General features: G+C 62.8%; 13 protein-coding genes. All 13 read left to right on the top strand.

Annotation, left to right across the window (positions count from 1 at the left end):
* Positions 1 to 57: 57 nt before the first annotated feature.
* Genes mraZ through PSH57_RS05075 form a run of 13 tightly spaced genes read left to right on the top strand, consistent with a single transcriptional unit; the run spans position 58 to position 14,301 of the window.
* The gene (mraZ, locus tag PSH57_RS05015; RefSeq protein ID WP_003205355.1) at positions 58 to 513 is read left to right on the top strand and encodes a division/cell wall cluster transcriptional repressor MraZ; all 456 of its coding nucleotides are present in this window, start codon (positions 58 to 60) and stop codon (positions 511 to 513) included.
* A complete protein-coding gene (gene rsmH / locus PSH57_RS05020; protein WP_422766070.1) occupies positions 510 to 1,457 on the top strand; it encodes a 16S rRNA (cytosine(1402)-N(4))-methyltransferase RsmH in 948 nt (315 codons plus the stop codon). The genes mraZ and rsmH overlap by 4 nt, the downstream gene beginning before the upstream one ends.
* On the top strand, positions 1,454 to 1,747 hold the full coding sequence (gene ftsL / locus PSH57_RS05025; RefSeq protein ID WP_256230642.1) for a cell division protein FtsL: 294 nt from the start codon (positions 1,454 to 1,456) through the stop codon (positions 1,745 to 1,747). The genes rsmH and ftsL overlap by 4 nt, the downstream gene beginning before the upstream one ends.
* The gene (locus tag PSH57_RS05030; RefSeq protein ID WP_305390294.1) at positions 1,747 to 3,486 is read left to right on the top strand and encodes a peptidoglycan D,D-transpeptidase FtsI family protein; all 1,740 of its coding nucleotides are present in this window, start codon (positions 1,747 to 1,749) and stop codon (positions 3,484 to 3,486) included. Before ftsL ends, PSH57_RS05030 begins: the two co-directional genes overlap by 1 nt.
* A complete protein-coding gene (locus PSH57_RS05035; protein ID WP_305388143.1) occupies positions 3,486 to 4,949 on the top strand; it encodes a UDP-N-acetylmuramoyl-L-alanyl-D-glutamate--2,6-diaminopimelate ligase in 1,464 nt (487 codons plus the stop codon). Before PSH57_RS05030 ends, PSH57_RS05035 begins: the two co-directional genes overlap by 1 nt.
* On the top strand, positions 4,942 to 6,309 hold the full coding sequence (locus PSH57_RS05040; RefSeq protein WP_305388144.1) for a UDP-N-acetylmuramoyl-tripeptide--D-alanyl-D-alanine ligase: 1,368 nt from the start codon (positions 4,942 to 4,944) through the stop codon (positions 6,307 to 6,309). Before PSH57_RS05035 ends, PSH57_RS05040 begins: the two co-directional genes overlap by 8 nt.
* Positions 6,309 to 7,391 (top strand): phospho-N-acetylmuramoyl-pentapeptide-transferase, encoded by a 1,083-nt coding sequence (gene mraY, locus PSH57_RS05045; RefSeq protein WP_305388145.1) that lies wholly within the window; start codon positions 6,309 to 6,311, stop codon positions 7,389 to 7,391. Before PSH57_RS05040 ends, mraY begins: the two co-directional genes overlap by 1 nt.
* A 5-nt stretch (positions 7,392 to 7,396) precedes the next feature.
* Positions 7,397 to 8,743: a UDP-N-acetylmuramoyl-L-alanine--D-glutamate ligase gene (gene murD / locus PSH57_RS05050; protein WP_305388146.1), complete on the top strand. Its 1,347-nt coding sequence runs from the start codon at positions 7,397 to 7,399 to the stop codon at positions 8,741 to 8,743.
* On the top strand, positions 8,740 to 9,957 hold the full coding sequence (ftsW, locus tag PSH57_RS05055; RefSeq protein ID WP_422766071.1) for a putative lipid II flippase FtsW: 1,218 nt from the start codon (positions 8,740 to 8,742) through the stop codon (positions 9,955 to 9,957). Before murD ends, ftsW begins: the two co-directional genes overlap by 4 nt.
* Positions 9,947 to 11,017: an undecaprenyldiphospho-muramoylpentapeptide beta-N-acetylglucosaminyltransferase gene (gene murG / locus PSH57_RS05060; RefSeq protein WP_305388148.1), complete on the top strand. Its 1,071-nt coding sequence runs from the start codon at positions 9,947 to 9,949 to the stop codon at positions 11,015 to 11,017. Before ftsW ends, murG begins: the two co-directional genes overlap by 11 nt.
* Positions 11,010 to 12,470 carry a UDP-N-acetylmuramate--L-alanine ligase gene (gene murC, locus PSH57_RS05065; RefSeq protein ID WP_305388149.1) on the top strand — a complete coding sequence of 487 codons (1,461 nt, stop codon included), beginning with the start codon at positions 11,010 to 11,012 and terminating at the stop codon, positions 12,468 to 12,470. Before murG ends, murC begins: the two co-directional genes overlap by 8 nt.
* Positions 12,467 to 13,432 (top strand): D-alanine--D-alanine ligase, encoded by a 966-nt coding sequence (locus PSH57_RS05070; RefSeq protein WP_305388150.1) that lies wholly within the window; start codon positions 12,467 to 12,469, stop codon positions 13,430 to 13,432. Before murC ends, PSH57_RS05070 begins: the two co-directional genes overlap by 4 nt.
* Positions 13,433 to 13,434: 2 nt before the next feature.
* Positions 13,435 to 14,301: a cell division protein FtsQ/DivIB gene (locus PSH57_RS05075; RefSeq protein ID WP_305388152.1), complete on the top strand. Its 867-nt coding sequence runs from the start codon at positions 13,435 to 13,437 to the stop codon at positions 14,299 to 14,301.

Genomic DNA, 14,301 nt, shown 5'->3' on the forward strand with positions numbered 1-14,301 from the left:
GTGGCATGAAGTGGGTTTTTTGAGCTTAAAACGCAAAATTTTTGGAGAAACGCTGACGTGTTTCGCGGAGCTAACGCTATCAGTCTCGATGCAAAGGGCCGTCTCGCCATGCCGAGCCGGTACCGTGACGAGCTCGTTTCGCGGAGTTCCGGGCAATTAATCGTCACGATCGACGCCGTTGACCCATGTTTGTGTGTTTATCCTCTTGATGAGTGGGAAATCATCGAAACCAAACTGCGCGCACTGCCTTCGCTGCGTGAAGAGAACCGCCGCTTGCAACGCTTGCTGATCGGTAACGCCGTCGATCTCGAACTCGACGGCAGCGGTCGTTTCCTGGTTCCACCGCGTCTGCGCGAGTACGCCAAGCTGGACAAGCGCGCAATGCTGGTGGGCCAACTGAACAAGTTCCAACTGTGGGACGAAGATGCCTGGAATGCGGTCTCTGCCGCTGACCTCGCTGCTATTCAACAACCGGGCGCGATGCCTGATGAACTGCGTGATTTGATCCTGTGACTATTGATAGCGGCTTTAACCACATCACCGTACTGCTTGACGAAGCCGTCGAGGCTCTCGCCGTACGTCCTGATGGCTGCTATCTGGATGGCACGTTCGGGCGCGGCGGGCACAGCCGGCTGATCCTCAGCAAGCTCGGTCCGGACGGCCGGCTGCTGGGGTTCGACAAGGATCCTCAAGCGATTGCCACCGGGCAAGCGCTAGCGGCCGAAGACGGCCGCTTTGTCGTTGTGCAGCGCAGCTTTGCGGAGCTGGGATCGGAAGTCGCCCAGCGTGGCCTGGCCGGCAAGGTCAGTGGCGTCCTGCTTGACCTGGGCGTGTCTTCGCCGCAGTTGGACGACCCTGAGCGCGGCTTCAGTTTTCTCAATGATGGCCCGCTGGACATGCGCATGGATCCGTCCCGCGGAATCAGCGCTGCCGAATTCGTCAATACCGCCGCGGCGGAAGAAATCGCCCGTGTGTTCAAGGAATACGGCGAAGAACGTTTTTCCGGCCGCATGGCGCGGGCCGTGGTCGAGCGTCGTGACATCAAGCCGTTCGAGCGCACCGGCGATCTGGCCGAAGTGCTGAAGGTTGCCAACCCGGCATGGGAGAAGGGTAAGAACCCGGCTACCCGGGCTTTCCAGGGTTTGCGCATCCACGTCAATAATGAGCTGGGTGATCTCGAGGCTGGCCTTGAAGCGGCACTTGAAGCGCTTGAGATCGGTGGTCGACTGGTGGTGATCAGCTTCCATTCCCTGGAAGACCGTATCGTCAAACTGTTCATGCGCAAGCTCACCAAGGGTGAGGCCGATAACCTGCCGCGCAACCTGCCGGTGCGTTTCGAAGCCTTCGTGCCGAAAATCAAGATCCATGGCAAGGCGCAGTTTGCCTCCGAGGCCGAGCTCAAGGCCAACCCGCGCGCCCGTAGCGCCGTTATGCGTGTTGCGGAGAAGTTGCGGTGAGCAGGCTCTTCGCCAAGCCCCTGCCTGGCGGCAGCTTTTTTATGCTGCTGCTGTTTATCGGCGTGCTCGTGTCGGCCATCGCCGTGTCCTACAGCGCGCACTGGAACCGGCAGTTGCTCAATAACCTGTACAGCGAACTGAGCGTGCGCGACAAGGCCCAGGCCGAGTGGGGCCGGTTGATCCTGGAGCAAAGCACCTGGACCGCGCATAGTCGCATCGAAGTCCTGGCGACCGAACAGCTGAAGATGCGCATTCCTGGCGCTGCCGAAGTGCAGATGGTGGCGCCATGATGAAGCTCGAAGGGGCACTCTTTCCGTGGCGCTTCCGCCTGGTCCTGGGGTTGCTCGGGATCATGGTGGGGGCTATCGTCTGGCGCATCATCGATTTGCAGGTGGTCGATCGTGATTTCCTTCAGGAGCAAGGCGACGCCCGCAGCTTGCGTCATATTCCGATTCCTGCTCACCGTGGCCTGATCACCGACCGCAATGGCGAGCCGTTAGCCGTGAGCACCCCGGTAACGACCTTGTGGGCAAACGCCAAGGAAATGCAGCAGGCCAAGGAAAAGTGGCCGGCCCTGGCCGCCGCTCTTGGGCAGGACCCCAAGGCCCTGGCTCAGCGTCTTGAAGCCCAGGCCAATAAAGAATTCATCTATCTGGTGCGCGGGTTGACGCCCGAGCAAGGTCAGAGGGTGCTCGACCTGAAAGTACCGGGCGTCTACGGCATCGAAGAATTCCGGCGTTTCTACCCGGCCGGTGAAGTGACGGCCCACATGGTCGGCTTTACGGACATTGACGACCGGGGGCGAGAAGGGGTCGAGTTGGCCTACGACGAATGGCTCGCCGGGGTTCCCGGCAAGCGTCAGGTCATCAAGGATCGGCGGGGCAGGCTGATCAAGGATGTCCAGGTCACCAAAAACGCCAAGGCCGGCAAGCCCTTGGCGTTGTCCATTGATCTGCGCCTGCAATACCTGGCCAACCGTGAGCTGCGTAATGCCATCGTCGAAAACGGTGCCAAGGCCGGCAGCCTGGTGATCCTCGACGTGAAGACCGGCGAGGTCCTGGCCATGGTCAACCAGCCGACCTACAACCCGAACAATCGCCGTAACCTGCAGCCGGCGATGATGCGCAACCGCGCGATGATCGATGTGTTCGAGCCGGGCTCGACCATGAAAGCCGTTTCCATGGCGGCGGCTCTGGAAACCGGGCGCTGGAAGCCGGGTGACACGGTCGAGGTATATCCGGGCACCTTGCAGATCGGCAAGTACACCATTCGGGACGTTTCCAGGAGCGAAGGCCCGGTGCTTGACCTGACTGGCATCCTGATCAACTCCAGTAACGTGGGCATGAGCAAGATCGCCTTCGATATCGGCGGGGAAACGATTTACCGGCTCGCCCAGAAAATCGGTCTTGGTCAGGGTACTGGCCTGGGCTTTCCTGGCGAGCGTGTCGGCAATCTGCCGAATTACCGCGAGTGGCGTAAGGCTGAAACGGCCACGTTGTCATACGGCTACGGTGTTTCCGTGACCGCGATCCAGTTGGCCCACGCGTTTTCGGTGCTGGCCAACAACGGCCGCATGACACCGCTGTCGCTGATCAAAACCGACAAGGCCCCGGAGTCCACTCAGGTCATTCCGGAGGATGTCGCCAAGACGATGCAAGGCATGCTGCAACAGGTGATCGAAGCGCCGCGTGGGGTGTACCGCGCCCAAGTGCCGGCCTATCACGTGGCAGGCAAGTCGGGTACGGCCCGCAAAACCTCCGCGGGCGTCAAGGGCTATGCCGAGAATTCCTACCGTTCGCTGTTTGCCGGTTTTGGCCCGATGAGCGACCCGCGCTACGCCGTCGTGGTGGTCATCGACGAACCGAGCAAGGCCGGCTACTTCGGGGGGCTGGTTTCGGCGCCGGTGTTCAGCAAAGTGATGTCCGGCACCCTGCGCTTGATGAACATCACCCCCGATAACCTGCCGCCGACCCAGCAGGCCAATACCGCCCCGGTCGTACCCTTGAAAGCTGAAGGAGGGCGTGGCTGATGTCCCTGAGCCTGAACAAGATTTTTGCCCATGCCGGCCACGATCTGCTGATTCGCGAATTGGCCCTGGACAGTCGCCACGTGCGTGCCGGGGATCTGTTCCTGGCCGTGCCGGGCGCCCGTTTTGACGGCCGCGCCCACATCGCCGACGCCTTGAAGCGCGGTGCGGCTGCCGTGGCTTATGAAGTCGACGGCGCGACCGTGCTACCGATCACTGATGTGCCGCTGATTCCGGTCAAGGGACTGGCGGCCCAATTGTCGGACATCGCCGGGCGTTTTTACGGCGACCCGAGTCGTCACCTGAACCTGATTGGCGTGACCGGCACCAACGGCAAGACCAGCGTTACCCAGCTAGTGGCCCAGGCCCTGGATCTGCTGGGCCAGCATTGCGGCATCGTCGGGACCTTGGGTAACGGTTTCCACGGTGCGCTGGAGAGTGGCCTGCACACCACGCCGAACCCGATCGCCGTGCAGGCAACCCTGGCCGACCTGAAAAAGGCCGGAGCCAAGGCCGTTGCGATGGAAGTCTCTTCCCATGGCCTGGACCAGGGTCGCGTGACGGCCCTGGCGTTTGACGTCGCGGTATTGACCAACCTGTCGCGCGATCACCTGGATTACCACGGCAGCATGCAGGCTTACGGCGAAGCCAAGGCCAGGTTGTTTGCCTGGAATGACTTGAAGTGCCGGGTCCTCAACCTTGATGACGCGTTCGGCCGACAATTGGCCGCCGATAAGCGCGAGTCCCGGTTGATCACCTACAGCCTGGAAGATGCCAGCGCCTACCTTTATGTACGCCAGGCGCAATTCGATGACGAAGGCGTGCGCGCCACGCTGGTTACGCCCCAAGGCGAGCATCACTTGCGCAGCACTTTGCTCGGTCGTTTCAACCTGAGCAATGTCCTGGCGGCCATTGGTGCCTTGCTCGGCCTGGACTACGCGCTGGATGAAATCCTCAAGGTCCTGCCCAAACTCGAAGGGCCTACCGGGCGCATGCAACGGTTGGGTGGTGGAACGCAACCGTTGGTGGTGGTCGATTACGCCCATACCCCGGATGCGTTGGAAAAAGTTCTGATGGCCCTGCGGCCACACGCCAAGGGCAAGTTGCTGTGTCTGTTCGGCTGCGGCGGCGATCGTGACCGTGGCAAGCGTGCGCTGATGGCCGAAGTGGTGGAGCGCTTGGCCGACGGTGTAGTGGTCACGGACGACAATCCGCGCAGCGAAGACCCGTCGCAGATTTTCGACGACATCCGCGCCGGCTTCTCGGCAGTGGACAACGTCACCTTCGTGGCCGGTCGCGGCCAGGCAATTGCCCAGTTGATTGGCGGTGCGTCGGCGGACGATGTCGTCGTCCTGGCCGGTAAAGGCCATGAGGACTATCAGGAAATCAACGGCGAACGCCATGCCTTTTCCGATCTGGTGGAAGCCGATCACGCTCTGACCGCGTGGGAGGTGGCCCATGCTTAAGGCTTTGAAGCTCAGCGAGCTGACCAATGCTCTGCAGGCGCGTCTGATCGCGGCTGACGCCAGTTTCGATGGGGTAAGCATCGACAGCCGGGCGATTGCGCCGGGACAATTGTTCGTTGCCCTGGCCGGGCCGCGTTTCGACGGCCACGATTACCTGAACGACGTGGCCGCCAAAGGCGCGGTTGCGGCACTGGTCGAGCGGGAAGTGACCAACAGCACGCTGGCGCAATTGCAGGTCAATGACACTCGCCAGGCCCTGGGCCAGCTCGGTGCATTGAACCGCGCCGCATACCGCAACCCGGTCGCGGCCATCACCGGCTCCAGTGGCAAGACCACGGTCAAGGAAATGCTCGCGAGCATCCTGCGCACCCGCGGTCCGGTGTTGGCCACTCGTGGCAACCTCAATAATGACCTGGGTGTACCCCTGACATTGCTGGAACTGGCACCGCAACACAGTGCCGCCGTCATTGAACTCGGTGCCTCGCGGCTCGGTGAGATCGCCTACACCGTGGGCCTGACCAAACCCCACGTGGCCGTGATCAACAACGCCGGGACCGCCCACGTCGGTGAGTTCGGTGGCCCGGACAAAATCGTTGAGGCCAAGGGTGAGATTCTCGAGGGGCTGGATGCCGATGGCGTCGCCGTGCTGAATCTTGACGACAAGGCCTTCGAAACCTGGAAGGCCCGGGCGGGCGGGCGCAAGGTGTTGACGTTTGCCTTGAGCAATCTCGCCGCGAATTTTTACGCCAGCGACCTGGATCGCGATGCTCGCGGCTGCCCGGCCTTCAACCTGCACTGTCCCGACGGCGCAGAGCGGGTCCAGTTGAACCTGCTTGGCACCCATAACGTCGCCAACGCCCTGGCCGCTGCGGCCGCCGCCCATGCTTTAGGCGTGTCGCTGCCGGGCATCGTTGCCGGCTTGAACGCGGTGCAACCGGTCAAGGGGCGTTCCGTTGCGCAGTTGGCCAGCAACGGCATGCGCGTGATCGACGACACCTATAACGCCAACCCGACGTCCATGTGCGCGGCGGTGGATATTCTCGCCGGTTTCCCCGGCCGTACCGTGCTGGTGCTGGGGGATATCGGCGAGTTGGGCGAATGGGCGCAACAGGGACATCACGACGTCGGCGCCTATGCGCGTGGCAAGGTCGATGCGCTGTATGCCGTCGGCCCGATGATGGCCCATGCGGTGGCCGCGTTTGGCGAACACGCACAACATTTCAGCACTCAGGCCGAGTTGATCCAGGCCCTGAGCGCCGAGCAAGACCCGAACACCACCTTATTGATCAAGGGCTCACGCAGTGCCGCGATGGAAAACATCGTCGCCGCGCTGTGCGGTTCCCGTATGGAGAAACATTAATGCTGCTGCTGCTAGCGGAGTACCTGCAACAGTTCCACAAAGGCTTCGCGGTCTTCCAGTACCTGACCCTGCGCGGGATCCTGGGTGTGCTGACCGCGTTGTCGTTGTCGCTGTTCCTGGGCCCGTGGATGATCCGCACCTTGCAGAGCCTGCAAATCGGCCAGTCGGTCCGTAACGACGGCCCGCAATCGCACCTGTCCAAATCCGGTACCCCGACCATGGGCGGCGCGCTGATCCTGTCGTCCATCGGCATCAGTACCGTGCTCTGGGCTGACCTGGCGAACCGGTACGTGTGGGTGGTGTTGCTGGTGACCTTGCTGTTCGGCGCCATCGGCTGGGTCGACGACTACCGCAAGGTCATCGAGAAGAATTCCCGGGGGCTGCCGAGCCGCTGGAAGTATTTCTGGCAGTCGGTATTCGGCCTCGGCGCGGCGATCTTCCTTTATATGACCGCCGCCTCACCGGTGGAAACCACCCTGATCCTGCCGATGCTCAAGGATTACAGCATTCCGCTGGGCGCAGGCTTCATCGTGTTGACCTACCTGGTGATCGTCGGTTCGAGCAACGCGGTCAACCTGACCGATGGCCTCGACGGCCTGGCGATCATGCCGACCGTGATGGTGGGCGGCGCGTTGGGGATCTTCTGCTACCTGTCGGGTAACGTGAAATTCGCCGAATACCTGCTGATTCCCTATGTGCCGGGGGCCGGCGAACTGATCGTGTTCTGCGGTGCGCTGATCGGTGCCGGGCTGGGTTTCCTGTGGTTCAACACCTACCCGGCGCAGGTCTTCATGGGCGATGTCGGCGCGCTGGCGCTGGGCGCGGCCCTGGGCACTATCGCCGTCATCGTTCGCCAGGAAATCGTCCTGTTCATCATGGGCGGTGTGTTCGTGATGGAGACCCTGTCAGTCGTCATTCAGGTTGCTTCCTTTAAATTGACCGGCCGCCGGGTATTTCGCATGGCGCCGATCCACCACCACTTTGAACTCAAGGGCTGGCCCGAGCCGCGCGTGATTGTCCGTTTCTGGATCATCACCGTGATTCTGGTCCTGGTCGGCCTTGCCACCCTGAAGCTGAGGTAGAACGAGTGTCCCTGATCGCTTCTGACCACTTCCGCATCGTTGTCGGCCTCGGCAAGAGCGGCATGTCCCTGGTTCGCTTCCTGGCGAACCGGGGCGTGTCGTTTGCTGTAGCCGATACGCGGGAAAATCCACCTGAGCTGGCCACGCTGCGTCGTGACTACCCGCAGGTGGACGTGCGTTGTGGCGAGCTGGATGTCGAGTTCCTGTGCCGCGCCGACGAGCTCTACGTGAGCCCCGGCCTTGCGCTGGCGACCCCGGCCTTGCAGGCCGCCGCCGCTCGTGGCGTGAAGTTGTCCGGTGACATCGAGCTGTTCGCCCGTCACGCCAACGCGCCGATCATCGCCATCAGCGGTTCCAACGCAAAAAGCACCGTCACCACCCTGGTGGGTGAAATGGCTGCGGCGGCCGGTAAGCGGGTTGCCGTGGGTGGCAACCTGGGAACCCCGGCGCTGGACCTGCTCAGTGATGACGTCGAGCTGTACGTGATGGAACTGTCGAGCTTCCAGCTCGAAACCACCGACCACCTGGGCGCCGAAGTGGCAACCGTGCTCAACATCAGCGAAGACCACATGGACCGCTACAGCGGCCTGCCGGCCTATCACCTGGCCAAACACCGGATCTTTCGCGGGGCCCGGCAGTTTGTGGTCAACCGTCAGGACGCCTTGAGCCGTCCGCTGATGGGCGAGGGGCAACCGTGCTGGACCTTCGGCCTGGGCCAGCCGGATTTCAAAGGCTTCGGGCTGCGGGAAGAGAACGGCGAGAAATACCTGGCTTTCGAATTCCAGAATCTGATGCCGGTACGCGAACTGAAGATTCGCGGTGCCCACAACCAGGCCAACGCCCTGGCGGCCCTGGCCCTGGGACATGCGGTCGGTCTGCCGTTCGACGCCATGCTGTCGGCCCTGCGCACCTTCGCCGGTCTTGAACACCGCTGCCAATGGGTTCGCGATCTCGACGGGGTGGCCTGGTACAACGATTCCAAGGCCACCAACGTTGGCGCCGCTCTGGCTGCCATCGAAGGTCTGGGCGCGGACATTGACGGCAAGCTCGTGCTGATCGCCGGCGGCGACGGCAAGGGCGCCGACTTCAAGGACTTGCGCGATCCGGTGGCGGCCAACTGCCGTGCCGTGGTGCTGCTGGGCCGTGACCGCGAATTGATCGCCCAGGCCCTCGGCGACGGCGTGCCGCTGGTTCGCGTCGCTTCGCTGGACGAAGCGGTGCAGCAATGCCGCGCCCTCGCACAACCGGGCGATGCGGTGCTGTTGTCGCCGGCCTGCGCCAGTTTCGACATGTTCAAGAACTACGAAGAGCGCGGGCAACTGTTCGCCCGGGCCGTGGGGGACTTGGCATGAACCTGATGAACATCATCAAGCCATACCCGTCCCCGCTGATCACCGGGCGCGGCATCGACCTGGATTTCCCGATGCTCGTCGGTTGCCTGGCGCTGCTGGGCCTGGGCCTGGTAATGATCACTTCCGCGTCATCGGAAGTGGCTGCCGTGCAATCGGGCAACACCCTTTATCACATGATTCGTCACCTGATTTACCTGGTGATTGGCCTGGTCGCGTGCATTGTCACCATGATGGTGCCGATCGCCACCTGGCAACGCCTGGGCTGGATGATGTTGCTCGGCGCCTTTGGCCTGTTGGTGATGGTGCTGCTGCCGGGCATCGGTCGCGAGGTCAACGGCTCGATGCGCTGGATTGGCTTCAGCTTCTTCAACGTACAGCCTTCGGAAATCGCCAAGGTCTTCGTGGTGATCTACCTCGCCGGGTATCTGGTGCGTCGCCAGAAAGAAGTGCGCGAGAGCTGGATGGGCTTTTTCAAGCCCTTCATCGTGTTGCTGCCGATGGCCGGCCTGCTGCTGATGGAACCGGACTTCGGGGCCACGGTGGTGATGATGGGCGCGGCGGCGGCAATGCTGTTTCTAGGCGGCGTCGGGCTGTTTCGCTTCACCCTGATGGTGGCGCTGGCGGTCGGCGCAGTGACGGTGCTGGTGCAGGCGCAACCCTACCGGATGGCGCGTCTGATCACCTTTACCGACCCGTGGGCCGACCAGTTCGGTTCCGGCTATCAATTGACCCAGGCCCTGATCGCCTTCGGTCGTGGCGAGTGGCTGGGTGTAGGCCTGGGCAACAGCGTGCAAAAGCAGTTCTACCTGCCCGAAGCCCATACCGATTTCGTGTTCTCGGTATTGGCCGAGGAACTGGGCGTGGTTGGTTCGCTGCTTACCGTCGCGCTGTTCGTCTTCGTCTGTGTGCGCGGCATGTACATCGGTTTGTGGGCCGAGCGGGCCAAGCAGTATTTCGCCGCGTACGTGGCGTATGGCCTGTCGTTCCTGTGGATCGGTCAGTTCCTGATCAACATTGGCGTGAACGTCGGCCTGTTGCCGACCAAGGGCCTGACGCTGCCGTTCCTCAGTTACGGCGGCAGTTCCCTGGTGATTTGCTGTGCCTGTCTGGGCTTGTTGTTGCGCATCGAATGGGAGAGTCGAACCCACTTGGGCAGCGAAGATATGGAATTCCAGGAGAGCGACTTCGCCGAGGAGCCGACTCATGGGCGCTAACGTGTTGATCATGGCGGGCGGAACCGGTGGGCATGTGTTCCCGGCGCTGGCCTGTGCCCGGGAGTTCCAGGCGCGTGGTTACACCGTGCACTGGCTGGGCACCCCACGGGGCATCGAAAACGAACTGGTGCCCGCCGCCGGCCTGGAGCTGCACCAGATCAACGCCAGCGGTTTGCGGGGCAAAGGCAAGTTGTCGCTGCTCAAGGCGCCGCTGATGCTGCTCAAGTCGATCTGGCAGGCACGGGCGATCATCCGTCGGTTGCGGCCGGTATGCGTGGTGGGCTTTGGTGGTTATGTGACCGGTCCTGGCGGTGTCGCGGCGAAACTGGCCGGGGTGCCGGTGATCGTTCACGAGCAGAACGCCGTGGCCGGTACCGCCAATCGGTTACTGGTGCCGTTGGCCGCTCGAGTCTGTGAAGCCTTTCCCGACACCTTTACCCTGTCGGGCAGTCGTCGCACCACCGGTAACCCGGTGCGGACCGAGCTGTTCCTCGATACACCGCGCCCGGCCCTGGCCGGACGCAAGGCGCGTTTGCTGATCCTGGGTGGAAGCCTGGGGGCAGAGCCGTTGAACAAATTGCTGCCCGAAGCCTTGTCGCAGGTCGCTCCCGAACTGCGGCCCGAGGTGTTTCACCAGGCCGGCAAAAACCACGATGAGGTCACCGCCGAGCGCTACCGCGCCGCAGGCGTCGAGGCGCAAGTGCAGCCTTTCATCAAAGACATGGCCCAAGCCTATGGCTGGGCCGACCTGGTGGTCTGCCGCGCAGGCGCGTTGACCATCAGCGAACTGGCTGCCGCCGGTCTGCCCTCGATGCTGGTGCCTTTGCCCCACGCCATCGACGACCACCAGACCCGCAACGCCGATTATTTGGCCCGCGAAGGCGCTGCCTTCCTGATGCCACAAAGAACGACTGGTGCCGCGGATCTTGCCGCGCGCCTGACAGAGGTTTTGATGCAACCGCAAACAATCGAAGACATGGCCCGCGCCGCCCGCCGCCTGGCCAAACCCGACGCCACGACCCAAGTGGTCGATACCTGCCTGGAGGTGGCCCATGGTTGAGAATCGCAAAGCCATGCCGCAACCGGAAATGCGCCGTATCCGCCGCATCCATTTCGTCGGTATCGGCGGCGTGGGCATGTGCGGGATCGCCGAAGTGTTGCTGAACCTGGGCTATGACGTCTCCGGTTCCGACCTCAAAGCCTCGCCGGTCACCGAGCGCCTGGAGTCCTTTGGTGCGCAGATTTTCATCGGCCACCGCTCCGAGAACGCCGCCAACGCTGATGTGCTGGTGGTCTCCAGCGCCGTGAACACGTCCAACCCGGAAGTCGCGACCGCCCTGGAGCGGCGCATTCCCGTGGTGCCACGCGCCGAGATGCTGGCCGAGCTGATGCGCTACCGCCACGGCATCGCCGTTGCCGGTACCCACGGCAAAACCACTACCACCAGCCTGATCGCCTCGGTGTTCGCCGCCGGCGGTCTGGACCCGACCTTCGTGATCGGCGGTCGCCTGAATGCCGCGGGCACCAATGCCCAGCTGGGCACCAGCCGTTACCTGATCGCCGAAGCCGACGAAAGCGATGCGAGTTTCTTGCACCTGCAGCCGCTGGTGGCCGTGGTCACCAACATCGACGCTGACCACATGGCGACCTACGACGGTGACTTCAACAAGCTGAAGAAAACCTTCGTCGAGTTCCTCCACAACCTGCCGTTCTACGGTTTGGCGGTGGTGTGCCTGGACGATCCGGTGGTGCGCGAGATCCTGCCGCTGATCAAGCGTCCGACCGTGACCTATGGGTTCGGCGAAGAGGCCGACGTGCGCGCCATCAACGTGCGCCAGCAGGGCATGCAGACGTTCTTCACCGTGCTGCGCCCTGACCGCGAGCCGCTGGATGTGTCGGTGAACATGCCGGGCAACCACAACGTGCTCAATGCACTGGCCACCATTTGCATCGCCACCGACGAAGGCGTCAGCGACGAAGCCATTCTCCAGGGCCTGTCCGGGTTCCAGGGCGTGGGTCGTCGCTTCCAGGTCTACGGCGAACTGCCGGTGGACGGCGGCAACGTGATGCTGGTGGACGACTACGGCCATCACCCGACGGAAGTCGCAGCGGTGATCAAGGCCGTGCGCGGTGGCTGGCCGGAGCGGCGCCTGGTGATGGTTTACCAGCCGCACCGCTATAGCCGTACCCGCGACCTGTACGACGATTTCGTCCAGGTATTGGCCGACGCCAACGTGCTGCTGCTGATGGAAGTCTATCCGGCCGGCGAAGAGCCGATCCCGGGTGCCGACAGCCGGCAGCTGTGCCACAGCATTCGCCAGCGCGGTCAGTTGGACCCGATCTACATCGAACGCGGCGTGGACCTCGCACCGCTGGTCAAACCGCTGCTGCGCGCCGGCGACATCCTGCTGTGCCAAGGCGCCGGTGACATCGGTGGCCTGGCCCCGAAACTGTTGAAAAGTCCGTTATTCGCCGGGGCAATCGTGGCATCCAGCGAGGGGAAACTGAAATGACTGCTGCCTACGCCAACCTGGTTTCGACCCTGGACCCGAAAGCCTTCGGCCGCGTCGCCGTGCTGTTCGGCGGCAAGAGCGCCGAGCGCGAAGTGTCCCTCAAGTCGGGCAACGCCGTGCTGCAAGCCCTGCAAAGCGCCGGTGTCGACGCGTTCGGCATCGACGTAGGCGACGACTTTTTGCAGCGCCTGCTGAACGAAAAAATCGACCGTGCGTTCATCATTCTGCATGGCCGCGGCGGCGAAGACGGCAGCATGCAGGGCCTGCTCGAATGCCTGGGTATCCCTTACACCGGCAGCGGCATCCTGGCGTCTGCCTTGGCGATGGACAAGCTGCGCACCAAACAGGTCTGGCACAGCCTCGGCATTCCCACGCCCCGTCACGCCGTGTTGGCCTGCGAGGCCGATTGTATTTCGGCGGCCACGGAACTGGGCTTCCCTTTGATCGTCAAACCGGCCCATGAAGGTTCAAGTATCGGCATGGCGAAAGTGACTTCGCTGCCTGAGTTGACCGCGGCATGGAAAGACGCCAGTTCCTACGATTCGCAAGTGTTGGTCGAGCAGTGGATCACCGGTCCCGAGTTCACCATCGCCACCCTGCGTGACCAGGTGTTGCCCCCGATTGCCCTGGGTACGCCGCACACGTTCTACGACTACGACGCCAAGTACGTGGCCAATGACACCCAGTACCGCATTCCATGCGGGCTGGACAGCGCCAAGGAAAAACAACTGATGGACCTCACGGCCAAGGCCTGTGAGGCGCTGGGTATCGCCGGTTGGGGACGGGCGGACGTGATGCAGGACGCCGACGGGCAGTTCTGGTTCCTGGAAGTCAACACCGCCCCAGGCATGACCGATCACAGCCTGGTACCGATGGCGGCCCGTGCCGCGGGCCTGGATTTCCAGCAACTGGTGCTGTCGATCCTGGCCGCCAGTGTCGGCTCTCAAGAGCCAAGAGGTTAAGCATGCAAGGCGCATCGCTTCGTCATCAGCCATCCGCACCCGGTCGCAAGCCGGTGCCGCGGGGCGCCAGCCGAATGGTGGCCAAAGAGCCGATGTCGGCGCGCCTGCCGAAAGCCAACTTTGGTTTTCTCAAGAGTCTGTTCTGGCCGGTGCTGTTGGTGGCGTTGGGGTTCGGTACGTATGAAGGGGCCCAGCGGCTGTTGCCCTACGCGGACCGGCCGATCGCGCGGATCAGCGTCCAGGGCGACCTGAGCTACATCAGCCAGCAAGCGGTGCAGCAGCGGATCGCCCCATTTGTGGCGTCGAGCTTCTTCACCATCGACCTGGCAGGCATGCGCAAGGAACTGGAGCAGATGCCCTGGATCGCCCATGCCGAAGTACGGCGGGTATGGCCTGACCAGGTATCGATCCGTCTGGAAGAACAACTGCCCGTGGCCCGCTGGGGTGACGAGTCGCTGTTGAACAACCAGGGCCAGGCGTTCACGCCGCGGGAGCTGGCCAACTACGAACATTTACCACAACTGTTCGGCCCTCAGCGGGCCCAGCAGAAAGTCATGCAGCAGTACCAGGTGTTGAGTCAGATGTTGCGGCCGCTGGGCTTCTCCATCGCGCGCCTGGAGTTGCGTGAGCGCGGCAGCTGGTTCCTGACCACTGGCGCAGGCAGCTCGGGGCCGGGCATCGAGCTGCTGCTCGGGCGCGGCAACCAGGTGGAAAAGATGCGCCGCTTCATTGCCATCTATGACAAGACGCTCAAAGACCAGATTACGAACATTGCGCGCATCGATCTGCGCTACGCCAACGGCCTGGCTGTTGGCTGGCGGGAACCTGTAGCGCCCACGACGGCCGAACCCGCCGTCGCGAAGAATTAA

Source organism: Pseudomonas hefeiensis (genome assembly GCF_030687835.1).
Taxonomy (GTDB): domain Bacteria; phylum Pseudomonadota; class Gammaproteobacteria; order Pseudomonadales; family Pseudomonadaceae; genus Aquipseudomonas; species Aquipseudomonas hefeiensis.

Excerpts from the sequence above, each read along its gene's own strand:
- murG (WP_305388148.1), top strand. The coding sequence starts at position 9,947 with ATGGGCGCTAACGTGTTGATCATGGCGGGCGGAACCGGTGGGCATGTG.
- PSH57_RS05075 (WP_305388152.1), top strand. The coding sequence starts at position 13,435 with ATGCAAGGCGCATCGCTTCGTCATCAGCCATCCGCACCCGGTCGCAAG.
- PSH57_RS05070 (WP_305388150.1), top strand. The coding sequence starts at position 12,467 with ATGACTGCTGCCTACGCCAACCTGGTTTCGACCCTGGACCCGAAAGCC.
- murC (WP_305388149.1), top strand. The coding sequence starts at position 11,010 with ATGGTTGAGAATCGCAAAGCCATGCCGCAACCGGAAATGCGCCGTATC.
- mraY (WP_305388145.1), top strand. The coding sequence starts at position 6,309 with ATGCTGCTGCTGCTAGCGGAGTACCTGCAACAGTTCCACAAAGGCTTC.
- ftsW (WP_422766071.1), top strand. The coding sequence starts at position 8,740 with ATGAACCTGATGAACATCATCAAGCCATACCCGTCCCCGCTGATCACC.
- PSH57_RS05040 (WP_305388144.1), top strand. The coding sequence starts at position 4,942 with ATGCTTAAGGCTTTGAAGCTCAGCGAGCTGACCAATGCTCTGCAGGCG.
- PSH57_RS05035 (WP_305388143.1), top strand. The coding sequence starts at position 3,486 with ATGTCCCTGAGCCTGAACAAGATTTTTGCCCATGCCGGCCACGATCTG.
- PSH57_RS05030 (WP_305390294.1), top strand. The coding sequence starts at position 1,747 with ATGAAGCTCGAAGGGGCACTCTTTCCGTGGCGCTTCCGCCTGGTCCTG.